At 70.3% G+C, this 20,892-nt stretch carries 20 protein-coding genes and 1 riboswitch; of the genes, 14 read left to right on the top strand and 6 right to left on the bottom strand.

Annotation, left to right across the window (positions count from 1 at the left end; all coding sequences use genetic code 11):
* Nucleotides 1–6: 6 nt before the first annotated feature.
* The 5 genes from EW117_RS25090 (at nt 7) to EW117_RS25070 (ending at nt 5,015) form a co-directional block, all read left to right on the top strand.
* Nucleotides 7–882, top strand: a complete 876-nt coding sequence (locus EW117_RS25090) for a carbohydrate ABC transporter permease (RefSeq protein WP_129789469.1) — start codon at nt 7–9, stop codon at nt 880–882.
* Entirely contained in the window at nt 882–1,805 is a 924-nt protein-coding gene (locus tag EW117_RS25085; RefSeq protein WP_207212036.1) for a carbohydrate ABC transporter permease, read from the top strand. Before EW117_RS25090 ends, EW117_RS25085 begins: the two co-directional genes overlap by 1 nt.
* 94 nt (nt 1,806–1,899) lie before the next feature.
* Nucleotides 1,900–2,015: riboswitch (SAM riboswitch) on the top strand.
* Nucleotides 2,016–2,019: 4 nt separating this feature from the next.
* A complete protein-coding gene (locus EW117_RS25080; RefSeq protein ID WP_129789468.1) occupies nt 2,020–2,964 on the top strand; it encodes a methylenetetrahydrofolate reductase in 945 nt (314 codons plus the stop codon).
* Nucleotides 2,965–3,172: 208 nt separating this feature from the next.
* A complete protein-coding gene (locus EW117_RS25075; RefSeq protein ID WP_129789467.1) occupies nt 3,173–3,625 on the top strand; it encodes an Hsp20/alpha crystallin family protein in 453 nt (150 codons plus the stop codon).
* Between the two features lie 145 nt (nt 3,626–3,770).
* Nucleotides 3,771–5,015 carry a golvesin C-terminal-like domain-containing protein gene (locus EW117_RS25070; protein ID WP_129789466.1) on the top strand — a complete coding sequence of 415 codons (1,245 nt, stop codon included), beginning with the start codon at nt 3,771–3,773 and terminating at the stop codon, nt 5,013–5,015.
* A gap of 178 nt (nt 5,016–5,193) precedes the next feature.
* Here the strand turns inward: EW117_RS25070 and EW117_RS25065 are convergent, their stop codons facing one another.
* The 3 genes from EW117_RS25065 to EW117_RS25055 form a co-directional block, all read right to left on the bottom strand.
* Complete coding sequence (locus EW117_RS25065; RefSeq protein ID WP_129789465.1) at nt 5,194–5,838, bottom strand: lysophospholipid acyltransferase family protein; 645 nt, start codon at nt 5,836–5,838, stop codon at nt 5,194–5,196.
* An 88-nt stretch (nt 5,839–5,926) separates the two neighbouring features.
* Entirely contained in the window at nt 5,927–7,819 is a 1,893-nt protein-coding gene (locus EW117_RS25060) for a glycoside hydrolase family 2 protein (RefSeq protein ID WP_129789464.1), read from the bottom strand.
* A gap of 172 nt (nt 7,820–7,991) precedes the next feature.
* A complete protein-coding gene (locus tag EW117_RS25055; protein ID WP_165362860.1) occupies nt 7,992–9,005 on the bottom strand; it encodes a LacI family DNA-binding transcriptional regulator in 1,014 nt (337 codons plus the stop codon).
* 177 nt (nt 9,006–9,182) lie between these two features.
* Between EW117_RS25055 and EW117_RS25050 the strand changes: the two genes are divergently transcribed.
* The 4 genes from EW117_RS25050 to EW117_RS25035 are packed head-to-tail and all read left to right on the top strand — an operon-like array spanning nt 9,183 to nt 13,518.
* Nucleotides 9,183–10,535, top strand: a complete 1,353-nt coding sequence (locus tag EW117_RS25050; protein ID WP_242504549.1) for an extracellular solute-binding protein — start codon at nt 9,183–9,185, stop codon at nt 10,533–10,535.
* A 14-nt stretch (nt 10,536–10,549) separates the two neighbouring features.
* Nucleotides 10,550–11,518, top strand: coding sequence for a carbohydrate ABC transporter permease (locus EW117_RS25045; protein WP_129789462.1), 969 nt, complete (start codon nt 10,550–10,552; stop codon nt 11,516–11,518).
* 1 nt (nt 11,519) lies between these two features.
* Nucleotides 11,520–12,431, top strand: coding sequence for a carbohydrate ABC transporter permease (locus tag EW117_RS25040; RefSeq protein ID WP_129789461.1), 912 nt, complete (start codon nt 11,520–11,522; stop codon nt 12,429–12,431).
* A 16-nt stretch (nt 12,432–12,447) separates the two neighbouring features.
* A complete protein-coding gene (locus EW117_RS25035; protein ID WP_129789460.1) occupies nt 12,448–13,518 on the top strand; it encodes an App1 family protein in 1,071 nt (356 codons plus the stop codon).
* Between the two features lie 51 nt (nt 13,519–13,569).
* On the opposite strand, the gene EW117_RS25030 is transcribed toward EW117_RS25035, so the two are convergent.
* The gene (locus EW117_RS25030) at nt 13,570–14,817 is read right to left on the bottom strand and encodes an NYN domain-containing protein (protein ID WP_129789459.1); all 1,248 of its coding nucleotides are present in this window, start codon (nt 14,815–14,817) and stop codon (nt 13,570–13,572) included.
* 148 nt (nt 14,818–14,965) lie between these two features.
* On the opposite strand from EW117_RS25030, the gene EW117_RS25025 reads away from it, so the two are divergent.
* Both EW117_RS25025 and EW117_RS25020 read left to right on the top strand, forming a co-directional pair.
* Nucleotides 14,966–15,607: a TetR/AcrR family transcriptional regulator gene (locus tag EW117_RS25025; protein ID WP_129789458.1), complete on the top strand. Its 642-nt coding sequence runs from the start codon at nt 14,966–14,968 to the stop codon at nt 15,605–15,607.
* A gap of 60 nt (nt 15,608–15,667) precedes the next feature.
* Nucleotides 15,668–16,540 (top strand): LLM class F420-dependent oxidoreductase, encoded by an 873-nt coding sequence (locus EW117_RS25020; protein ID WP_129789457.1) that lies wholly within the window; start codon nt 15,668–15,670, stop codon nt 16,538–16,540.
* A 3-nt stretch (nt 16,541–16,543) separates the two neighbouring features.
* Here the strand turns inward: EW117_RS25020 and EW117_RS25015 are convergent, their stop codons facing one another.
* On the bottom strand, nt 16,544–17,167 hold the full coding sequence (locus EW117_RS25015) for a DNA-3-methyladenine glycosylase I (protein ID WP_129789517.1): 624 nt from the start codon (nt 17,165–17,167) through the stop codon (nt 16,544–16,546).
* Nucleotides 17,168–17,302: 135 nt separating this feature from the next.
* Nucleotides 17,303–18,190, bottom strand: a complete 888-nt coding sequence (locus tag EW117_RS25010; protein ID WP_129789456.1) for a TetR/AcrR family transcriptional regulator — start codon at nt 18,188–18,190, stop codon at nt 17,303–17,305.
* A 132-nt stretch (nt 18,191–18,322) separates the two neighbouring features.
* On the opposite strand from EW117_RS25010, the gene EW117_RS25005 reads away from it, so the two are divergent.
* The 3 genes from EW117_RS25005 to EW117_RS24995 are packed head-to-tail and all read left to right on the top strand — an operon-like array spanning nt 18,323 to nt 20,832.
* Nucleotides 18,323–19,306 (top strand): ATP-binding cassette domain-containing protein, encoded by a 984-nt coding sequence (locus EW117_RS25005; protein WP_129789455.1) that lies wholly within the window; start codon nt 18,323–18,325, stop codon nt 19,304–19,306.
* Nucleotides 19,303–20,070 (top strand): ABC transporter permease, encoded by a 768-nt coding sequence (locus EW117_RS25000; protein ID WP_129789454.1) that lies wholly within the window; start codon nt 19,303–19,305, stop codon nt 20,068–20,070. Before EW117_RS25005 ends, EW117_RS25000 begins: the two co-directional genes overlap by 4 nt.
* Nucleotides 20,071–20,112: 42 nt before the next feature.
* Nucleotides 20,113–20,832, top strand: a complete 720-nt coding sequence (locus EW117_RS24995) for a DUF2306 domain-containing protein (RefSeq protein WP_129789453.1) — start codon at nt 20,113–20,115, stop codon at nt 20,830–20,832.
* Nucleotides 20,833–20,892 lie beyond the last annotated feature (60 nt).

Genomic DNA, 20,892 nt, shown 5'->3' with positions numbered 1-20,892 from the left:
ACACTTGTGAAGGACCTCTTGAAGGCCCTGCCGTGGATCGGGCCCGCGGTCGCACTCATCGCGGCCGTGGTCCTGTTCCCGGTGGGCCTGATGTTCTGGAACTCGACCCGCGACATCAGCCAGAGCGGCGTGGACGACGGGGGCGTAGGCCTCGCGAACTTCGCGACGGTGGTGGGGTTCCAGTACTTCTGGCCCATCCTCGGACGCACCGTTATCTGGGTGGTCGTCGTCGTCGCCTGCACCCTGCTCGGTTCGCTCGCCCTCGCGGCGCTGCTGAACAAGGCGTTCCCCGGCCGTCGCCTGGTGCGTATGGCCGTCATCGTGCCGTGGGCGGCGAGCGTGGTCATGACCACTCTGGTCGTGCACTACGGGCTGGAGCCGTACTTCGGCATCATCAACTCGTTCCTCGTGGACATCGGCCTGATCGACACGCCGGAGGGCTACGGCTGGACCCGGCACGCAGGCACCGCGTTCGCGTGGGCCATGGCGGTCGCCGTGTTCGTGTCGCTGCCGTTCACCACCTACACGATCCTGGCAGGCCTGCAGACCGTGCCCGGCGAGACCGTCGAGGCCGCGCGCATCGACGGTGCCAACGGGGTGCGGACGTATTTCAGCGTGGTGCTGCCGCAGCTGCGGGGCGCGATCTCCGTGGCCGTGCTGATCAACATCATCAACGTGTTCAACTCCCTGCCCATCCTGCGCGTCATGACCGGGTCCATCCCCGGGTACGACGCCGACACCGTCATGACCATGATCTTCAAGTACATGCAGAACCAGCGGCAGATCGACCTGGCGAGCGCACTGTCCGTCATCGCGTTCCTGGTGGTCATCGGGATCGTGGCCATCTACGTGCGGGCCGTTCGCCCCCTGGAGGAGGTCTGATGACCGCGATCACAGATTCGGCGACGACCCCGCGCAAGGTGATCCGTCCGACGTCGGGCAACGGGCGGCGGGTGCGGAAGTACACCGCCGACCAGGTGCCGATCGGATCCCTGCTGCTACGCATGTTCGCCGGGCTCGTGGTGCTGGTGGTGTTCCTGCTGCCGTACCTGATCATGTTCTTCGGCTCGGTGAAGACCAAGGCGGAGATCAGGTCGGTCGATCCCACCTACTTCCCCACGGAGTGGCACTGGGAGAACTACGCCACGATGTGGTCGACGCCCGAGACCCCGCTGCTGCAGAACCTGATCTCCACTCTGGTGATCTCGGTCTGCGCGACGCTGCTCGTGCTCGCCGTCGCGCTGCCCGCGTCCTACTACACGGCGCGGTTCCGGTTCCCGGGGCGGCTCGTCTTCCTGTTCCTCGTGATCGTGACCCAGATGGTGCAGCCCGCCGTGCTGACCTCGGGCCTGTTCCGGCAGTTCATCTCGTGGGGGATCCTCGACACATGGGCCGCGATGATCCTGGTCAACGCGGCGTTCAACCTCTCGTTCGCGGTCTGGATCATGCACAGCTTCTTCGCGGGCATCCCGAAGGAGGTCGACGAGGCGGCCCAGCTCGACGGCGCCGGCACGTTCGCCGTCCTGACGAAGATCAACCTGCCGCTCGTGTGGCCGGGGATCGTGACGGCGGTCGTGTTCACGTTCGTCGCGTCCTGGAACGAGTTCGCGGCCTCGCTGGTGCTGCTGTCGACGGCGGGCAACCAACCGCTGTCGGTGGCGCTGACGAAGTTCGTGGGCCAGTACGAGACGTCGTGGCACTACGTGTTCGGGGTGTCCGTGGTGGCGATCGTGCCCGTGGTCATCCTGTTCATGGCGATCGAGAAGCGCCTGGTAGGCGGGCTGGTGGCGGGGTCGGTGAAATAGCTCCTCGGGCAGCTGGTGGGTAGCACAAGACAGGGCGTCTCGATCGCCGGACGGATTCTGTCCCAGTGCTGGACAATCGCTTAGCATGGTGGCGATCCCATCCAGAGCGGTCGAGAGTCCTGGCTCCCTGACACCGCAGCAACCTGCCGACTTCCTGCCTCGTTGACGTGGCGCGTGGACGTAAGGTGCTAACGCCAGGTCCGATGGAGCAGCCATGGTCGTCGAGGCATACCCGCAGCGTCCCACAGTGTCGTTCGAGCTGATGCCACCGCGTCGGCCCGAGGCCGCCCCCAACTTCTGGGAGACGGCGCAGCGGCTGGTGGCGGCTCGCCCCGACTTCGTGTCCGTCACCTACGGCGCCGCCGGCGGCGACCGGGCGACGTCGCGAGAGGTGCTCGCCACGCTGCTGCGCGGCACACCGGTGCTGCCGGTGGCCCACCTGACCTGCGTGGGCGCGTCCCGCGAGGACGTGTCCGAGGTGATCGACGAGTTCCTCGAGGCCGGCGTGCGGTCGTTCCTCGCCCTGCGCGGGGACCCGCCGCGCGACGAGCCGCACTGGCGCCCGGCGTCGGACGGGGTGCGGTCCAGCGTCGACCTGGTCCGCCTGCTCACGCAGGTGGACCAGCGCCGTGCCGCCGCCCACGCCAGCGCGGCGCTGCGGGCGGCGACCCGTCCGCTCACCATCGCCGTGGCGACGTTCCCGGACGGCAACCCCGGGGCCGGCACCACGCGCGACCAGGAGGTGCGGCGGCTCCTGGAGAAGCAGGAGGCGGGGGCGAGCTTCGCCATCACCCAGTTCTTCTACCGCGCCGAGTCCTACACGGGATTCGTCGAGGCGGCCCGGGCGGCGGGCGTGACCATCCCGATCCTGGCCGGCGTCCTACCCGCCACGGAGGCGCGTCGACTACGCCGGGTCGAGGAGCTGACGGGTGTGGTCGCACCCTCGGAGCTGCTGCGGGAGCTCGACCGGCTCACCGGTTCCGACGGCGCCGTCGACCCCGAAGCACAGCACGAGCACGGCATCTGCTACTCCGCGAAGCTCGCCCGCGAGGTGCTCGACGCCGGTGCGCCAGGCGTGCACGTGTACACGTTCAACAAGCACCGCCCGGCCCTCGACCTGCTGGAGCGGGTAGGCCTGACGGGCCGCGCCGCGGCCTGACCCCAGAGCGGGAGCCTGCGACGTGTCAGGCCCACAGGTCACCGAGTGATCTGTGGGCGTGACACGTCCGCGTAGCGGGATCAGGTCTTGGCACTCTCGGGGTCAGAGTGCCAAAATTGATGGCGTAGCCGGGCGGCGGACGAGGCCGCCGCCGAGCGCGACGGCCCTGGACGGGCCAGGGCCACGTCGTCGTAGGAGGTGATGCGCGATGGCTACCTATTGGGACCCGTTCCAGGAGATGGAGCGGCTGTTCAGCACGTTCGCCACCAACGCGAGGCAGACCGACGGCATGCCGATGGACCTGTTCCGCACGGGCGACCACTACGTCCTGTCCATGGACCTGCCCGGTGTAGACCCGGGCACCATCGACGTCTCGGTCGACGACCGGACGCTCACGGTCCGCTGCGAACGTTCGCAGCGTACGGACACCGAGGCGCAGTGGCTGGTCCGCGAGCGGCCCATGGGCACATTCGCCCGGCAGCTCACGGTAGGCCGCGGTCTCGCACTCGACAGCATCTCCGCCTCGTACACGGACGGCGTGCTCTCACTGACGATCCCGGTCAGCGAGGAGGCGAAGCCGCGCAAGATCGAGGTGGCGCACGCGGCCGGTTCGACGCCGATCGGCCAGGGTTCGTCGGAGACCCAGACGATAGAGTCCTGACCCCGGCGCGCTCGCGCGTGTCAGACGGGGGCGGTATCGCGTGGGGGGTATATCCCGGATGTGATGTATCGGGCGCATGCACGGTCGGCCGATACTACGGATGAAATCGGCCCGTGCCAGCGCGACCGAACCGTGGAGGCCTACCGTGCACGAACACGTCCCCAGCTCCACCGACCACCGTCACGACGACGACAGTCACGACGACCACAGCTCCCTCGACCGGCGCGACCTGCTGCGCAGCGCCGTCGTCCTCGGCATCGGGGCCGCGGGTGCGACGATAGCGGCGCCCGCGGGTGCTGCCCCGGCCGCAGCGGCCCCGCGCGTTGCGACGCAGGCCGTCGCGGCGCGCGCCGCTGACGCCCCGCCGTCCCTGGCGCCCGACCCCGAGGCCCCTGCCGACGCACCCCCGGGTGCGCTGGCGGGTGTCGAGGTCGCTGCGCCGACCATCGCGAGCTGCGCCACCTGGGGTGCGGCCGCGGCCCGGGGCACCATCGACACCGTCTCGACGAACCCGAACAAGATCCTGATCCACCACACGGCGTCGGCCAATGTCACCGACTACTCGCAGGCCGCCGGCTATCAGATCGCCCGCGACATCCAGCAGTGGCACTTCGCCAACGGCTGGGTCGACACGGGCCAGCACCTCACGGTGAGCCGCGGCGGATACGTCATGGAGGGCCGGCACGGTTCGCTGTCCCGCCTGCAGAACGGCAGCGGCACGGTGGTGGGCGCGCACGCCCCCGGCCAGAACAGCCAGGCCATCGGGATCGAGAACCAGGGCACTTACACGAGCGCGACGCCGCCCGCGCAGCTCTGGAGCCGGCTGGTCGAGCTGTGCGCCTACATCTGCGACCAGTACGGGATCGCCCCGACCCAGATCTACGGGCACCGGGACTACACGGCCACGGCCTGCCCGGGCGACGTCCTCTACTCGATGCTGCCGCAGCTGCGCTCGGAGGTGGCGGCGGCCCTGGCGGGCTCCAGCTGGTCGGTCATCGTCGACAACACGTCCGCGGGCTTCGCGGCGGGCGCATCGTGGCTGACCTCGTCCTTCTCGGCCGAGCGTTACGGCGCCAGCTACCGCTACGCGACGCCGGCCGAGGTGAGCGACCTGGCGACGTTCTCGGCGACGATCCCGTCCAACGGCTCTTACCGGGTGGAGGCGTGGTTCCCGGGGATCGACGGTTACAACACGTCGACGCCGTTCATCGTCTACACCGGGAGCGGCTCGTCGACGATCCGGGTGGACCAGTCGACGGGTGGCGGCGCCTGGCTCTCGCTCGGCACATACGCGATGACGGCGGGCACCCGCACCGTCGTGGCGGTCAGCCGCTGGACCCAGGGCACGGCATACGTCATAGCGGACGCGATCCGCCTCACCCGCCTCTGACGCCCGGAGTCGCCGAGGTAGGACTGCAGCGAGGTAGAACCGTGGCGAGGTAGGACTGCAGCGAGGTAGGACTGCAGCGCACGATGGTCCGCTGCAGTTCTACCTCGCCAGGGTCCTACCTCGCCAGGGTCCTACCTCGCCACGGTTCTACCTCGGCAACGTGGGGGCGCTGGACAGATCAGTCGTCGGCGCGTTCCTGGCCGCTCATCGCCTGGATCGACTGCATGACCTGTTCCGTCAGCTCGCGCCGCGCCTGGGCGGGCTTGGTGCCGGCCGCGATCTGGCGGGACGGGTCGATCGGCACCCCGAAATGCAGTTCGACCTTCGCGAACCGCGGCATCTTGCCGATGGGCTTGACCTTGTCCGTCCCGAGCAGTGCCACGGGGACGACTGGCGCCTTGCCGGTCAGCGCCAGCCACGCGACGCCGGTGTGCCCCTTGTGCAGCTTGCCGTCGCGCGAGCGGGTGCCCTCGGGGTAGATGCCGAACGCGCCGCCACGCTGCAGCACGGCGAGTGCGTCCTCGAGGGAACGCTGCCCGGCGCGCGGGTCGTCCCGCTGTACCGGGATGTCGCCCATCTTGGTGAAGAACCAGCGGGACATGCGCCCCTTGAGGCCCTTGCCGGTCCAGTACTCGGCCTTGGCCAGGAACGCGACGTGGCGCGGCGCCATGATCGGGATGAGCAGCGAGTCGATGAACGACAGGTGGTTGCTCGCCAGGATCACGGCGCCGCGCTTCGGGATGTTCTGCAGGCCAGTGACGCGCGGGCGCAGAAGCACGAGCACGAGGAGCGAGAGGATGAGCTTGAGGAACCGGTACGTCACCGGCCTATTGTGCACCCCCCAAGCGCCCCTGTGGACGGGGTGATATGTGGTGAAAAAGACTAAAGAGACCTACAAGCCCCGTCCCTGGTCAGACGCCCCGGCCGGCCGACACCGCGGCGTTCTCCGCCGCCTCCACGGCCGCGACCTGGACCTGGACCTCCCGCACGCGCGCGACGTCGAGCTTCTCGCTGCGGTCGAACCGGTAGATCCCGTTCTCCTCCTGGAACACGTCCGTGAGCTGCGTGTAGCAGTAGGCGAACATCCGCGGGTCCCCGAGGAGCGCGTCGGTCAGCCCGCGGAACCGGACATGGAACTCCTCCTCATCCGCAACCCGCTGGCCGTAGCCCCAGGAATCCGGCGAGTTTCCCGACGCGGTCGCCGCCACGTCCGGGTTCCACCAGATGCCGCCGTACTCGCTGACGAAGTACGGCTGGCCGCGGTACGGCACCGACATCTTCGTGCCGTTGTCGCGCGCGTTCTCGTACGGTCGCCCCTCGGCGAGGCCGCCCACGAGCTCCGCGAACCGTTCCGGATCCTGCTCGTACAGGTGCGAGTCCCAGATGTCGGTCTCGAGGACGCGGTGCGAGTAGCCGCTGGCGTCCAGCACCGGCCGGGAGGGGTCGGCCACCTTGGTGGCGAGCCACATGGCCCGGGTGACGTCGTCGAGCTGGGTGATGCGGTCGTGCAGGTCCTGGTGCGTCTCGTTGAGCGGGCACCAACCGATGATCGACGGGTGCGAGTGGTCGCGCTGCAGCGCCTCCATCCACTCGGCGACGAACGACGTCGTCGGCCGCTGACCGTCGGCGGGCGTGCCGTAGCCGCTCACGCCCCAGTCGCCGAACTCGCCCCAGACGAGGTAGCCGAGCCGGTCCGCGTGGAACAGGTACCGCTCCTCGAAGACCTTCTGGTGCAGGCGGGCGCCGTTGAAGCCGGCCGCGAGGCCGAGCTCGATGTCGCGCGCGAGCGCGGCGTCCGAGGGCGCGGTCATCAGCGACTCGGGCCAGTAGCCCTGGTCGAGCACGAGGCGCTGGAACACCGTCTCGCCGTTGATCCGCACCCCCTGCCCGTCGATGGAGACGGAGCGCAGGCCCGCGTAGGAACGCACGGAGTCGACGAGGACGCCGTCCCCGTCGCGCAGCTCGATGTCGACGCCGTACAGGTGTGGATCGCTCGGCCCCCAGGTGCGCACGCGGTCCGCGGGGACGACGGCGCGCAGCGCGGGCGCCAGGTCCAGGTCGGCGCGGGCCGTGGCGGTCGCTACCTCGCCGTCGGCATCCGTCACGGTGACGGTCACGGTGTGGCCGCGCCGGTTCGCCGAAAGCGGCACCACGACGTCGAACGCCGAGCTGGCCAGGTCCGGCGTGATCCGCGGGCGGCGCAGGTGCACGGACGGCACGGGCTCGAGCCACACGGTCTGCCAGATCCCCGTCGTGCGGGTGTAGTTGCATTCGAAGTTCGCGTAGCGGTTGCTCTGCTTGCCGCGGGCCTGCGGCCCGTGCCGGGTGTCCCGGGCCCGCACGACGACGGTGACCGTGTCGCCCGGGCGCGCGATGCCGTGCAGATCGGCCGTGAACGGGGTGAACCCGCCGCGGTGCCGCACCACCTCGGTGCCGTCGACCCACACGGTCGTGTCGTGGTCGACCGCGCCGAAGTGCAGCAGGACGTGCGGGTCGTCGCCGACGGCGGCCCACTCCGCCGGGACGGTGACCTCGCGGCGGTACCAGACCGCCTCGAGGAAGTCGGTGTTCTCGATGCCGGAGAGCTGCGACTCGGGCGCGAACGGGACGGCGATCTCGCTCTGGAGCGGGTTCTCGACGAGCCCGCGCTCGAGCCCGGAGTCGCCCGAGTCGATCTCGAACTGCCAGGTGCCGTTGAGGTTCAGCCATCGGTCACGGGCCATCTGCGGGCGGGGGTACTCGGGGCGCGGTACGGCGGTGGCCGTTGGTACGCCGGCGGGCGAGAAGCGGTCGAGGAAGGTCATCAGCTGCTCCGTTGCGTCTACGACAGGTGCGCGGTGATTCAACACGGCTTGCGCACGGAATGCAACGTTGTATCAGTCTGGGGCTTAGTTGTGGGCGTGACCGTTGCGCCTAAAACGGGCGGGTGGTCGCAACGGTTGCGCCCACAACCAGGTCGTGGTGTGCGCCCCGAGCCTACGTGCGACTGCTCTCCCGGATCAGCAGCCGGTGCGGCACCAGCGCGTCGACCGGCTCGATGGCGGGCTTCTCGAGCTGCGCGATGATCCGGTCCACCGCCGTCTCCGCGATGGCGCGCAGGTCTGGCGCGACGGTGGTCAGCGACGGGTTCGAGAACCGGCCGTCCTCCGTGTTGTCCCAGCCTGTCACGGCGAGGTCCTCGGGGACCCGCACGCCGTTCCGGCGCAGCGCGTACAGCGCGCCCAGGGCCAGCTCGTCGTTGGCACAGACCAGTCCGTCGATCTGATCGATCCTGGGCAGCACCGACTCGATGGTCGCGGCGCCCGCCGAGCGGGAGAACTGCGGCACCTGGAGCACCCAGCGTTCGTCGGCCTCGAGCCCGGCCGCGGTGTGCGCGTCGAGGAAGCCCTGGACACGCTGCGCGCCGGTGCGGCCGGCGCCGCGCGGCTCCGCGCCGAGGAACCCGAGCCTGCGCCGTCCGGCCTCCAGGAGATGGGCCGTTACCTGGGCCGCGGCCTCGACGTTGTCGATGCTCACATGGTCCGTCCGCCGCTCGCGGGCCGGGTCCGGGTCGGCCCGCTCGCCCAGCAGCACGAGGGGCACCGACTCCCGCACCTCGTCGATCTCGGCCGGGGTCAGCTCCAGCGGCGAGAAGATGATGCCGTCGATCGCCTGGACGTCGAAGCCGCGCGCCACCTCGAGCTCGGTGTCACGCGAGGACCGGGTCTCCTCGATGAGCACGCGGTAGCCACGGGCGTTGCCGACGTCGATCACCTCGTGGGCCAGCACCGAGAAGTAGGGCGCGTGCACCCAGGGCACGGCCAGCGCGAGCGTGTTGGTGCGGCCCCGCCGCAGCTGGCGTCCCGCGAGGTTGGGCCGGTAGCCCAGCTCGGCGATCACCGCCTCAACTCGTGCCCGGGTGGCGTCGCCTACCCGGCCCGTGTCGTTGACAACGTTGGAGACGGTCTTCCAGGAGACGCCCGCCGCGGCGGCGACCTCCTTGATGCCCACGCGGCGACCCGCTCGTTCCGACAACCCTTCACTTCCTTCCGCATCGCGACCCCTTGACGGGACGCTCCGCCTAGTCCATCGTGATCCAACGTTGGATCGCAACGTTGCACCATGGGAGGGTCGACGATGACCGTGCTACGCGGACGCGATGTCCCGGGCCGAGGAAGCCCCGGGACCGTGTCGAGAAACCGCAGCCGTGCGGCAAGTTCGGGGGGCCTCAGCCGCCGCGATCTGCTGCGGGCAGCCCTGGTCGGTGCCGGTGGTGTCGCGCTCGGCGGGACGCTCGCCGGCTGCGCGACGCCGAGCGCCGCAGGCAGCGGCAAGACGCAGGTGATGATCTGGGACCTCTTCTCGGGCGGTGACGGCGCGCTCATGCAGGAGATGGTGGGCGTCGTCGCGTCGGCCAACCCGGATATCGCCGTCGAGTCGACGACGCTCGAGTGGGGGCCGCCGTATTACACGAAGCTCGCGATGGCGTCGTCGGGTGGGCGCCCGCCCGAGGCCGCCGTCATGCACATGTCCCGGCTCGCCGGGTACGCGCCGGGCGGGCTCCTGGAGCCGTTCGACATCGAGGCGCTCGCCGACCTCGGGGTGCGCGAGGAGCACTTCGCTCCCGCGGTGTGGGAGAAGGCCCAGTTCGACGGGCAGCTCTACGCCCTGCCGCTGGACACCCATCCGTACATCGTGTTCCACAACCCGGCGATCATCGGGGACGCGGGCCTCGCGACGGCGGACGGCAAGCTCGACCTGGACGCCGTCGCCGGTGCCGACAACTTCCTCGCGGCCGGACGCGCGCTGGCCGAGGTCACGGGCGAGACCGGCGTCGGCTGGGGCTACCAGCGTGACCCGGCCGGGTGCTGGCGCATGTTCTGGGGCCTCTATTCCCAGAACGGCGGCGGTTACGAGCTGACGCCGGGCCGCCCCGCCGCGCTCGACGAGGAGGCCGCCACCGAGGTCTTCGAGTTCCTCCAGGCCATGCTCGACGGCACCGTCGCCGCGAAGAACCAGGACGGCAACGCCGCCGCTGCCCGCTTCATGGCGGAACGCACAGGCATGACATTCGCCGGCGAGTGGGACCTGCCGATGTTCCGCGAGGCGCTGCCCGAGGTCGGGGCCACGCAGTTCCCGGCGATCTTCGACACGCCGGCCAACTATGCGGACTCGCACGCGTTCGTGCTGCCCAAGCAGGGCACGCCGGACGCCGCAGCGCGCGAGGCGACGTACCGGGTCCTCGCCGGTCTCCTCAAAGAGGGTCTGACGTGGGCCTCGGCCGGGCACATCCCCGCCTACCAGCCCATCGTCGAGGAGCCCGAGTACCAGGAGCTCACGCCACAGCGTGACTACGCGCCCGCCGCCGAGATCGCCGTCTTCGACCCCGACGCCTGGTTCACGGGCGGCGGCAGCGACTTCCAGACGCGCATGGCCGACGCCATGACCGACACCCTCGCAGGCAAGGCCCCTGCCCGCACCGCCGTGACCCGGATGCTGAGCGCGATGGACCGGTTCCTCGCCCAGCCCAACCCCGCCTGAGAGGAAGGACGACGATGACTGCCTCGAATGCCAGTGTCACCGCGCCCCTGGGGCGGGCACTGCCCGGCCGGAGGGCCTCCGCGAGCCGACCCGGTACGCACGCCGAGACCGCCCGCAAGTCCATGCGCGAGCGCGACAGGTCCGGCTACCTGTTCGTCGCGCCGTTCGCCCTGGCCACCGGGCTCTTCCTGGTGCTGCCGACGCTCTACGGCCTGTGGATGAGCTTCACGAACCAGAGCCTCACGGGCACCGGCAGCGAGTTCATCGGCTTCGCCAACTACGCCGAGGCCTTCAGCGATCCACAGGTCTGGCAGACGCTGTGGCACACCGTGTGGTTCACGATCCTCAGCACCGTCCCCCTGGTGGTGGTTGCCCTCGTGATGGCGTTGCTCGTGCACACGGGCCTGCCGGGACAGTGGGTGTGGCGGATGTCGTTCTTCGCGCCGTACCTGCTGACCAGCGCCGTGGTCTGGCACCTGAGCAACTGGATGTTCCAACCCGACATCGGCCTGCTCGACACCTGGATGACAGGCCTGGGCCTGCAGCCCCTCGGCTGGCTCACCGACGAGAACGTCGCGATGTTCTCCATCGCCGGGGTCACCGTGTGGTGGACCGTGGGCTTCAACTTCCTGCTCTACCTCGCGGCACTGCAGGGCATTCCGGCCCAGCAGTACGAGGCGGCCACCATCGACGGCGCAGGCGGCTGGCAGCGGCTGTTCTCCATCACGCTGCCCCAGCTACGCACCATCACCGGCGTCATCGTGGTGCTGCAGCTCCTGGCCTCGCTCAAGGTGTTCGACCAGATCTACCTGCTGACCAAAGGCGGCCCGAACGGCAGCACACGGCCCATCCTGGAGTACATCTACGACATGGGCTTCACCAACTACCGGCTCGGCTACGCCTCTGCGATCTCGTACGTGTTCTTCGCATTGATCCTCGTGTTCACGCTGGTACGGCTGATGCCGGCCCGGAAGGAGGCCTGAGATGGCTGTCGCCGACATCTCCGCCGTCCGCCGGACGAAGGCTGCGCAGGACCGGGCCGAGAACCGGGCCCTCACCAAGCTGACCATCGGCCCGTCGCCCTGGGCGCGGGCAGGGGCGCTCGCGGCGCTGGTCGTGCTCGCCGGGATTTGGCTCGTGCCCCTGTTCTGGGGCGCGGTCACGAGCTTCAAGCACGAGGCCGAGGCCGCGCTCCCGGCGTCGTTGTGGCCCACCATGGGCTGGACGCTCGACGCCTACCAGAAGGTGCTCAGCAATAGCGAGCTGCCGTTGTGGATGTGGAACAGCCTGGTGGTCGCCGTGCTGGTGACGGCGCTCACCGTGCTGATCTCCGCGATGGCGGCCTTCGCGTTCTCGCAGACTCTGTTCAAGGGGCGGGCCCTGATGCAGTGGCTCACCATCGCCTCGATCATGATGCCCGGGCAGATCCTCATCGTGCCCCTGTTCCGGGAGATGCAGGTCCTGGGGCTCGTGGACACGTTCGCGGGGATCGTGCTGCCGCAGGTGGTGGCACCCGTGATGGTGTTCATCCTCAAGCGGTTCTTCGACGCCATCCCGCAGGAGCTGCTGGACGCCGCACGGATCGACGGCGCGAGCTCGTGGCGGCTGTTCTGGACGATCGTGCTGCCGCTGTCGCGCTCGATCCTCGTGGCCGTGGCGATCTTCGTGTTCATCGGCGCCTGGAACAACTTCCTGTGGCCGTTCATCATCACCACCGACCCGCAGTTCATGACGCTGCCCGTCGGCTTGTCCACCGTGAAGGACGCCTACGGCGTGCAGTACGCGCAGAACATGGCCTCCGCGATGATCGCGGCGCTGCCGCTGCTGGTCGTGTTCATGCTGTTCCAGCGCCGCATCGTGCAGGGTGTGGCAACGACGGGCATGGGCGGTCAGTAACAGGTCACAATTCGGTGTGGCTACCCCGACCCCGCATCCCTCGCAGCGCCCGCACCTCGCCGCGGTGGTGGAAGATCGCTTCTACGCCGCGGCGGGGTGGGTGCTGCGCCGCGCCGGCTGGCGCCCCCGGATCGAGACCTACACGGGGTACGGCACACCCGACAAGGTGCGGGTGCTCGCCCGCGTGCTGATCGCGCGGCCGCGGCCCGTCTCGCCCGACGGGGACCTCCTCCGCGCCGGGCGGCGCGGGTTCCGCCACTTCCTCACCGTGCCGGCGCCCAGTCGCCGGGTGCGGCTCGAGGTCGGCGAGCACACGTCCGTCGTGGTGAGCGACCGCGCCGGCTACGTCGACGTCGAGGTACCCGTCGGCGCGGCGTTGCTCGCCGGCTGGCAGACGGCGGTCCTGACGTGCCTCGACGGTCCCGACCCGTCCACGGCCGACGCGTCGGTCCTGGTGCTGGACGAGCGGACGAGGTTCGGCGTCGTCAGCGACATCGACGACACCACGATGGTGACGGCGGTGCCGCGGCCGCTGCTAGCGGTGTGGAACACATTCGTGCGGCACTCCAGCAGCCGCCGGGCTGTGCCGGGCATGCCCGAGCTGTATCGGGCACTACAGGATGCGCACCCGGACGCCGCCTTCTTCTACCTGTCGACCGGCGCCTGGAACACCGCGGGCACGCTGCGCGCCTTCCTCTCGCGCCACGACTATCCGCGGGGCCCGCTGCTCCTGACCGACTGGGGACCGACCCTCACCGGGTGGTTCCGCAGCGGCCAGGCGCACAAGGAGGCGAGCCTCGAACACCTCATGTCGTGGTTCCCGCACGTGCGCTGGGTGCTCTTCGGCGATGACGGCCAGCACGACGTCGAGATCTACGCGCGGGCCGTGCGCCGTCATCCTGGCCGCGTCCGTGCCGTGGCGATCCGGCAGCTCACAGGCGGTCAGCAGGTGCTCGCCGGGAACCTGCCGGATGCCGGCTCATCCGACGGCGGTCCCGACGTCCCCCGGGTGTCGACCGTCGCGGGCCGGGACGGGGCCGAGCTCACCCGTCGGCTCGCCACGGTGCCGGGCGTGCTCGCCGAGTGACGGGTACCAGGCGGTGATCATTGCTGCCCGAGCCTGCGACTCCGCTCCGGGTCAGGCGGTGACCAGGTAGTCGTCGGCGTCGTCGTCCCAGGCCAGGGAGACGGCGCCGGCGGTCTCCGCGGCCTTCGCGAACTGGAGGAACCCGCGGAAGCCGAGCGCCTTCTCGGAGAAGTCCGGGCGCTTCTTGCGTACGGCGTTCTTCAGACCGGACAGCGCGGCCGAGCCGTTCGACTCCTGTACCACCGTCCGCAGCAGCACGAACGCGGCGTCGGTGTCGCCCTGCTCCGGCAGCGATACTTCCGGGTCGCCCGCCGACGGCCCCGTCGCCAGCTCGACGAACCCGCGGTCCGCGAGGAACCGCAGGAACTCGCCGAAGGTGCGGAACCCGTAGTCGGACTCGCTGAACGTCGGGTCCTTGCGCAGCAGCGTGCGCTTCAGGGCGGACGCCGTCACGGCGCCGCTCGTGGACGACTGCAGGTCGGCGAGCGTCTGCGCCACGCGCACCTCCATGGGTGCGTCGCTCGACGCCGGGGCCTCCTCCTCCTGCTCGCTCGTGTCGATCTCGGCCTCCGGCGCGACGTCGACGGGCGCCGGTGCGGGCTCCGCCTTCTTGCGACGACGGGTGGCGGGCTTCGAGTCGGGCTCGGCGGCGATCTCGACTGCCGGGGCCTCGGCGACGGCCTCCGCCACCGCCTCAGCGGCCTTGGCGCGACGCGACGCGGCGGGGGCCTTCTGCGCTGCGGCGCGCTCCGGCGCGGGCGCGGCCTTGCGGGAGCGGGTGCCGCGCTTCGGCGCCGGAGCGGCCTGGTCGTCGTCGGGCACCTCGACGCCTTCGAGGCGGTCGTAGAAGAGGAACTCGTCGCATGCGGCCGGCAGCAGGCGCGACGTCGACTTCTCGACGCCGACGCCGATGACGCGCTTGTTCAGCTCGCGCAGCTTGTGGACGAGCGGGGAGAAGTCGCTGTCACCCGTGCACATGACGAACGTCGAGATGTAGTCGCGCTCGAAGGCCATCTCGATGGCGTCGACGACCATCTTGATGTCGGCGGCGTTCTTGCGGGAGGCGCCCATCCGCTGCGTCATCTCGATCAGCTCGACCTGGTGCCGGGTCAGCATGCGCCGGTCCTCGTCGAAGTACGACCAGTCCGCGTAGGCCCGGCGCGCGACGACCCGTCCGCGCACGGCGAGGGCGTCGGCGATCGGGCCGAAGTCGAACTGCATCCCGCCCAGGTGCTCCCGGGCGCCGAGCGCCAGGTTCTCGTAGTCGATGAAGACTGCAAGGCGTTCTTCGAGGTCCATGCTCGCCACCCTATGGGGTTTCCAGGTTGCGGGGGTTCGGGCCGCTCGTGCCCGACGATCCGCAGGGAGAAATGGCCGGAGGGTGAAATATCTTCCGTCCGGCGATGCTTTGCCTGACCGGAAGCCACCCGTTGCCTACGATCGAGGTATGGCCGAGGTGACCGCCGGGTACGAGGATCCGATCTCCAGCCGGAGTCGGATCATCGCGGCTGCGGCGCGCCTCACCTGTTCCGACGGCTGGTCGAAGGTGACGATGGGGCGCCTCGCCACGGAGGCCGGCGTGAGCAGGCAGACCGTCTACAACGCCGTCGGCAGCCGGGAGGATCTCGCCGAGGCGATGGTGCTGACGGAGTCGGCCAAGTTCATCTTCAAGATCGTCGAGGGCTTCGACAGCCACCCCGACGACCTGCTGGCCGCGATCCGCGCGGCCCTGGAGAACACGCTGGTGCTCGCCGAGGGGAACGAGCTGCTGCGCGCGGTGGTGTCCGCGACGCACGGCGCGGACACCGAGCTGCTGCCCCTGCTCACCACCCACTCCGAGTCCCTGCTCGGCACCATCAAGGTAGTGGTGCAGGACCGGGTGGACACCTATGAGATCGACCTGGAGCCGGAGCGGATCGCCACGGTCATCGACATCGTGGTGCGGGCCGCGCTCAGCCATGTCATGCAGCCCACGGCGACGCCGCACGAGACCGCCGAGTCGATCACGTGGCTCGTCGCGCAGGTCCTGGTACGCACCGGAGCGCCGGTGGACCCCGACCCAGACACCATGATCGAGCCCCGCGCCTGACGACGTGTCTCGCCCCGATCCCGCGTTTGACGGCGCGCGTCGGCGTAGGAGGATCGAGACATGCGAATCGGCACCCACTTCATGCGTTACGACTCGATGGAACCCGCGCGGATGCGGACCGAGCTGGCGGACGCCGCCCGGTACGCCGACGACGGCGGTGTCGCGTGGGTCTCCGTGATGGACCACTACTTCCAGATGGAGCATCAGGGCTTCCCGGCGTCGGACCCGATGCTGGAGGCGTACACGACTCTGGGCTACCTGGCCGGAGTGACCGAGAAGGTGCAGCTCGGCGCGCTGGTGACCGGCGTGACGTACCGCTACCCGGGTCTGCTGGCGAAGATCGTCGCGTCGCTCGACGTGGTCTCGGGTGGTCGCGCCACCTACGGCATCGGCGCGGCCTGGTACGACAAGGAGCATGCGGCGCTCGGGGTGCCGTTCCCGCCGCTCAAGGACCGCTTCGAGATGCTCGAGGAGACGGTACGGATCGCGCGGCAGATGTACGACCTCGACAACAACGGCCCGTTCGAGGGGAAGCACTACCAGCTCGCCGAGACGCTCTGCTCGCCGGCGCCGCTGTCGGGGCCCGAGATCATGATCGGCGGGTCCGGGGAGAAGCGGACCCTCAAGCTCGTCGCGCAGTACGCAGACGCGTGCAACCTGTTCGCCGAGACTCCCGAGCGGCTGCGCCACCTGCTGGACGTGCTGCACCGGCACTGCGCCGACGTCGGCCGCGACCCCGCCGACATCCGCGTCACGATGCTGCACCGCGGGGCGGCGATCGGCCCGGGTGACACCGCGGACTTCGTCAGGGAGATGCGCGGTTTCGCCGAGCACGGCGTGGACACGGTGATCCTGCGGCCGCCGGCGACGTCGCTCGCCGAGTGGGTGCGCGACGCCGTCGTCCCGGTCGTGGAGCCGTGCGCGGAGCTGTGACATTCAGCTAGCCGGTCCCTGCTCGGCCGCACCGGTGCGGCCGAGCACCACCGGGCAGCCGGCCAGGTGGTCGTCCACCAGGCCGCAGGCCTGCATCGCCGCGTAGGCGGTGGTGGGTCCGATGAACCGGAACCCCACCCTCTTCATCGCCTTGCTCATCGCCTTCGACTCCTCGGTCCACGCCGGCACGTCCCCGAAGGTGACCGCACGCCGCCGGCCGGCGGCCTCGGGGGCGAACGACCAGAACAGCTCGTCCAGCGTGCGCCGGGAGTCGTGCAGCGCGACGACGGCCCGCGCGTTGTCGACGGTGGCCTCGATCTTCATGCGGTTCCGGATGATGCGGGTGTCGGTCAGCAGCCGCTCGACGTCGTCCGGCCCGAAGGCCGCCACGCGCTCCGGGTCGAAGCCCTCGAAGACTTCCCGGAACGCGGGACGCTTGCGCAGCACGGTGATCCAGGAGAGCCCGGACTGGAAGCCCTCCAGGGCTATGCGCTCCAGCAGGGCCGGCTCGCCGTGCACCGGAACGCCCCACTCCTTGTCGTGGTACGCCTCGTAGAGCGGGTCGCCATCGCCGAAGCAGCGCAGGGCCGTGCTCACGGTCGCCGCCGTCGTGTTGCCGTCTGTCATGGGATCACTTGTCACGGCACCACTCTGACGCACGCCACCGACACTCCACGCGCTCCGACCGCCGACCTGTGCACAAGGTCCGAAAACCGCTGCCTGTGGTCACGCCAGGACCCACGTGCCGGCGTGCCGAGGGGCTCAGGACTCGTCGTCGGGAATCGCGCCGCGGCGCCTGAGGTAGGCCTCGATGCCGTCCAGGACGATGCTGATCCCAAAGGCGATGTCGTCGTCGGACGGCGCGGTCGTGGGGTTCTCGGGCCACGTGGCGAACGATTCGAACAGGTTCGGGTACGTCGTCGGGTCGGCGTACCGGGCCAGGACGGTCTCGAAGTCGGCGTAGGGGTTGGCCGCGTTGATGGCGGCGGGGTCGAGCTCCGACTCCGGGGTCGCGTCGGTCAGCCCGGCCTCGCGGCGTACCTGCTGGACCGCCGCGCGCCTGGACTCGATGTGCACGCGGGCCTCGCCCAGGACGTGCTGGGCGAGCAGGCCGACCACGGCGAGCTTCTCGTCCGGGGGGAGCTCGATCGAGCGCAGGACCCCGAAGGCCTGGTCGAGCCAGCGCACCCGGTTCGGCCCGGGCGGCGCGGCGGAGAGGGGCAGCTCCAGCATCCATGGGCGGGAGATTCCCAGCTCGATCTGCGCCCGGGTCCAGGCCTCGAGCCCGGCGCGCCAGCCGCCCTCGGCGGGGAGGACCGGCAGGTCGGCCGCCACGGCGTCCGACATCAGGATGAGCAGCTCCTCCTTGCCGGCCACGTGCCGGTACAGCGCCATCGGCGTGTACCCGACGGCCTCCGCGATGCGTGCCATCGAGACGGCGGCTAGGCCCTCGGCGTCGGCCAGCTCCAGCGCAGCCTGCACGATCCGTGCCGCCGACAGGGCGGGCTTGGGCCCGCGCCGCCGCGGCGCCACCGCGCCCCAGAGGCGCTGCACGGCGGCGGGCAGCTCGGTCTCCGGACCTGTGCCCTGGGGCCGCTCGACGGGATCCCGCGGCGGTTCGCCCGGCTCGGGCGTGGTGTCGATGCTCATCGGTCCCCATCCTGCCCTGCTCGACGGCGCGTGCCGATCCGAAACTCTCTTGACCACATACTGTTTACGCCCCACACTAAAACGCGTGGGACGTAAACAGTAAGCGTTCACGACCAGAGAGAAGAGGAGACCATGGCTGCGATCGTCACGGCCGAGGGCCTGCACAAGTCCTTCGCCAGACGCGGCTCGACGAGCCCGCCCGTGCTGGACGGGCTCGACCTGGAGCTCGAGGAGGGAGCGGTCCTCGCGCTGCTCGGCCCTAACGGGGCGGGCAAGACCACCACCGTCCGCATCCTGTCCACGCTGCTGCGGCCTGACGCCGGCCGCGCGACCGTTGCCGGTTTCGACGTGGTGCGGGACGCGCGACGGGTCCGCGAGATCATCAGCCTCACCGGTCAGCAGGTAGCCGTCGACGGCAAGCAGACCGGCGCCGAGAACCTCACGATGATGGGCCACCTCGCGCACCTCCCGCGCCGCGTGGTGCGGGACCGCGTCGCGGAGCTGCTCACGGCGTTCGACCTGGCGGACGCCGCGAGCCGCCGCGTCGACACGTACTCGGGCGGCATGCGTCGTCGGCTCGACCTGGCGGCGGGCCTCCTGACCCGGCCCCGGATCATGTTCCTCGACGAACCCACCACCGGCCTCGACCCGCGGTCGCGGCAGGCCCTGTGGGACGTCGTCCGCGCCGTCGTCGACGAGGGCACCAGCGTCTTCCTCACCACCCAGTACCTGGAGGAGGCCGACCGGCTGGCCCAGCGGGTGGCGCTCGTGGACGGCGGCCGTGTGGCCGCCGAGGGCACGCCCGCGCAGCTCAAGCGCCAGGTGGGCGAGGCGGGCGTCGAGCTCACCTTCGTCTCCCCGGCCGACGCCGGACGGGTCGCTCCCGTGCTCACCGCCGCGACGGTCACCGCCGCGACGGTCGACGGCGCGCGGGTGCGGGTTCCCACGGACGGCTCGGTGGCGCACGTCCGGTCGGTGCTCTCCGTGGTCGAGGCGACGGGGGTGGTTCCCGAGCACTGGGAGGTGCGTGCGCCCACCCTCGACGACGTCTTTCTCGCCCTGACCGGGCACGTCGGCCAGGACCGCCCGGCGCGATCGGCGGAGGTGGCGGCATGACGTACTTGCTCAGAGACGTCTCGACGATGACGGTCCGGGGTTTGCGGCTCGTCTCGCGCGACGTGGACGCCATTATCACCGCGGTGCTGCTGCCCGTGATCATCCTGCTGATGTTCGTGCTCGTGTTCGGTGGCGCCGTCGACATCGGCACCGACTACATCAACTACGTGACGCCGGGCGTGATCCTGCTGGCGGCCGGGTTCGGCGCCGCGAACACGGCACTCGCCGTGGAGCGCGACATGTCGAGCGGCATGGTCGAACGGCTCCGGTCGATGCCCGTCACCGCCTGGACCGTGCTCTCGGGTCACGTGGCGGCGAGCCTGGTGAAGAACCTGGTCACGACCGCCGTCGTCTTCGGGGTGTCGATCCTGATGGGCTTCCGGCCCGAGGCGACGCCACTGGAGTGGCTCGCCGCGGTGGGCATGATCCTGCTCTTCGTCGGCTGGATCACGTGGCTCGCCGCCCTCGTCGGGGTGCTCGTCCGGTCACCCGACGCCGCCGGCGGATTCTCCTTCTTCGTGATGTTCCTGCCCTACGTGTCGAGTGCGTTCGTGCCCGTCGACACGCTGCCGAGCTGGCTGCGCGGGTTCGCCGAGCACCAGCCGGTCACGCCCGTGATCGAGACCGTGCGCAGCCTCCTGGCCGGCGACGTCGCGACGGTCGCCGACCCAGGCGGCGTCGCGGCGCTCGCGATCATCTGGTGCCTGGGCCTCGGCCTGCTCTTCGCGGTGTCGGCCGGCCTGGCCTTCCGTGCCCGGCGCTGACCACTCTCCCGTTCCCTCCGTCCTGGCGAAAGCAGGTATGGCATGGCAACCGACACGACGCCCACCCCCGCCCCGGCTCGTTCGCCGCAGCGGGTCCGCTGGTGGCGGCGCCCCTGGATAGCGCCGCTCGCCATCGTGACGGCCCTGTTCCTCGCGACGTCCCTGCCGCGCTACGTGGGCCTGGACCCGGCGCAGTCCCTGGTGCCGACCGACCGTGGCCCCGCCTTCTACCCGGCGCTCGTGACCCACATCTTCACCGGGTCGATCATGCTGAGCGCCGCCGTGCTGCAGCTCTGGCCGTGGCTGCGCGCCCACCATCCCCGGGTGCACCGGTGGAGCGGGCGGGTCTATGTCGCCTCCGCGATCCCGACCGCGATCGCGGCGCTGATCGTGGCCCAGTTCCCGAGCGCGGGCGTGGCGCAGCAGGTGGCGAACACGATGATGGGCATCCTGCTCCTGACGTTCACCCTGCTCGGCTACCGGGCGGTGCGGCAGCGCCGGTTCGCCGACCACCGGGAGTGGATGATCCGGAGCACCGCGCTGGCCTTCTCGATCGTCACCAACCGGTTCTCGTCCACGTTCCTCGTCGCGGTCTACGTGCCGGGGGCACTCACCGACCCGAGCATCCAGTTCGGCGCGCCCGAGATCGAGGGCGCGGCGATCGCATCCGCCTGGGTGTCGTTCGTGGTGAACCTCCTCTTCGCCGAGTGGTGGATCCACCGGAAGCCGAAGAAGCGGGCCCGGGTGCAAAGGGGTCGGTGAATGATGCTCCTATTGGCTGTCAAGCGGTCAGGAGCCATTGGCGGTAGGTCTCGGCGAGAG

The organism is Promicromonospora panici, assembly GCF_900608595.1.
GTDB classification, from domain to species: domain Bacteria; phylum Actinomycetota; class Actinomycetes; order Actinomycetales; family Cellulomonadaceae; genus Promicromonospora; species Promicromonospora panici.
This window is presented reverse-complemented; position numbering and strand designations above follow the sequence as displayed.

Excerpts from the sequence above, each read along its gene's own strand:
- EW117_RS25085 (WP_207212036.1), top strand. The coding sequence starts at position 882 with ATGACCGCGATCACAGATTCGGCGACGACCCCGCGCAAGGTGATCCGT.
- EW117_RS25080 (WP_129789468.1), top strand. The coding sequence starts at position 2,020 with ATGGTCGTCGAGGCATACCCGCAGCGTCCCACAGTGTCGTTCGAGCTG.
- EW117_RS25075 (WP_129789467.1), top strand. The coding sequence starts at position 3,173 with ATGGCTACCTATTGGGACCCGTTCCAGGAGATGGAGCGGCTGTTCAGC.
- EW117_RS25060 (WP_129789464.1), bottom strand. The coding sequence starts at position 7,819 with ATGACCTTCCTCGACCGCTTCTCGCCCGCCGGCGTACCAACGGCCACC.
- EW117_RS25045 (WP_129789462.1), top strand. The coding sequence starts at position 10,550 with ATGACTGCCTCGAATGCCAGTGTCACCGCGCCCCTGGGGCGGGCACTG.
- EW117_RS25040 (WP_129789461.1), top strand. The coding sequence starts at position 11,520 with ATGGCTGTCGCCGACATCTCCGCCGTCCGCCGGACGAAGGCTGCGCAG.
- EW117_RS25030 (WP_129789459.1), bottom strand. The coding sequence starts at position 14,817 with ATGGACCTCGAAGAACGCCTTGCAGTCTTCATCGACTACGAGAACCTG.
- EW117_RS25025 (WP_129789458.1), top strand. The coding sequence starts at position 14,966 with ATGGCCGAGGTGACCGCCGGGTACGAGGATCCGATCTCCAGCCGGAGT.
- EW117_RS25020 (WP_129789457.1), top strand. The coding sequence starts at position 15,668 with ATGCGAATCGGCACCCACTTCATGCGTTACGACTCGATGGAACCCGCG.
- EW117_RS25015 (WP_129789517.1), bottom strand. The coding sequence starts at position 17,167 with ATGACAGACGGCAACACGACGGCGGCGACCGTGAGCACGGCCCTGCGC.
- EW117_RS25010 (WP_129789456.1), bottom strand. The coding sequence starts at position 18,190 with ATGAGCATCGACACCACGCCCGAGCCGGGCGAACCGCCGCGGGATCCC.
- EW117_RS25005 (WP_129789455.1), top strand. The coding sequence starts at position 18,323 with ATGGCTGCGATCGTCACGGCCGAGGGCCTGCACAAGTCCTTCGCCAGA.
- EW117_RS25000 (WP_129789454.1), top strand. The coding sequence starts at position 19,303 with ATGACGTACTTGCTCAGAGACGTCTCGACGATGACGGTCCGGGGTTTG.
- EW117_RS24995 (WP_129789453.1), top strand. The coding sequence starts at position 20,113 with ATGGCAACCGACACGACGCCCACCCCCGCCCCGGCTCGTTCGCCGCAG.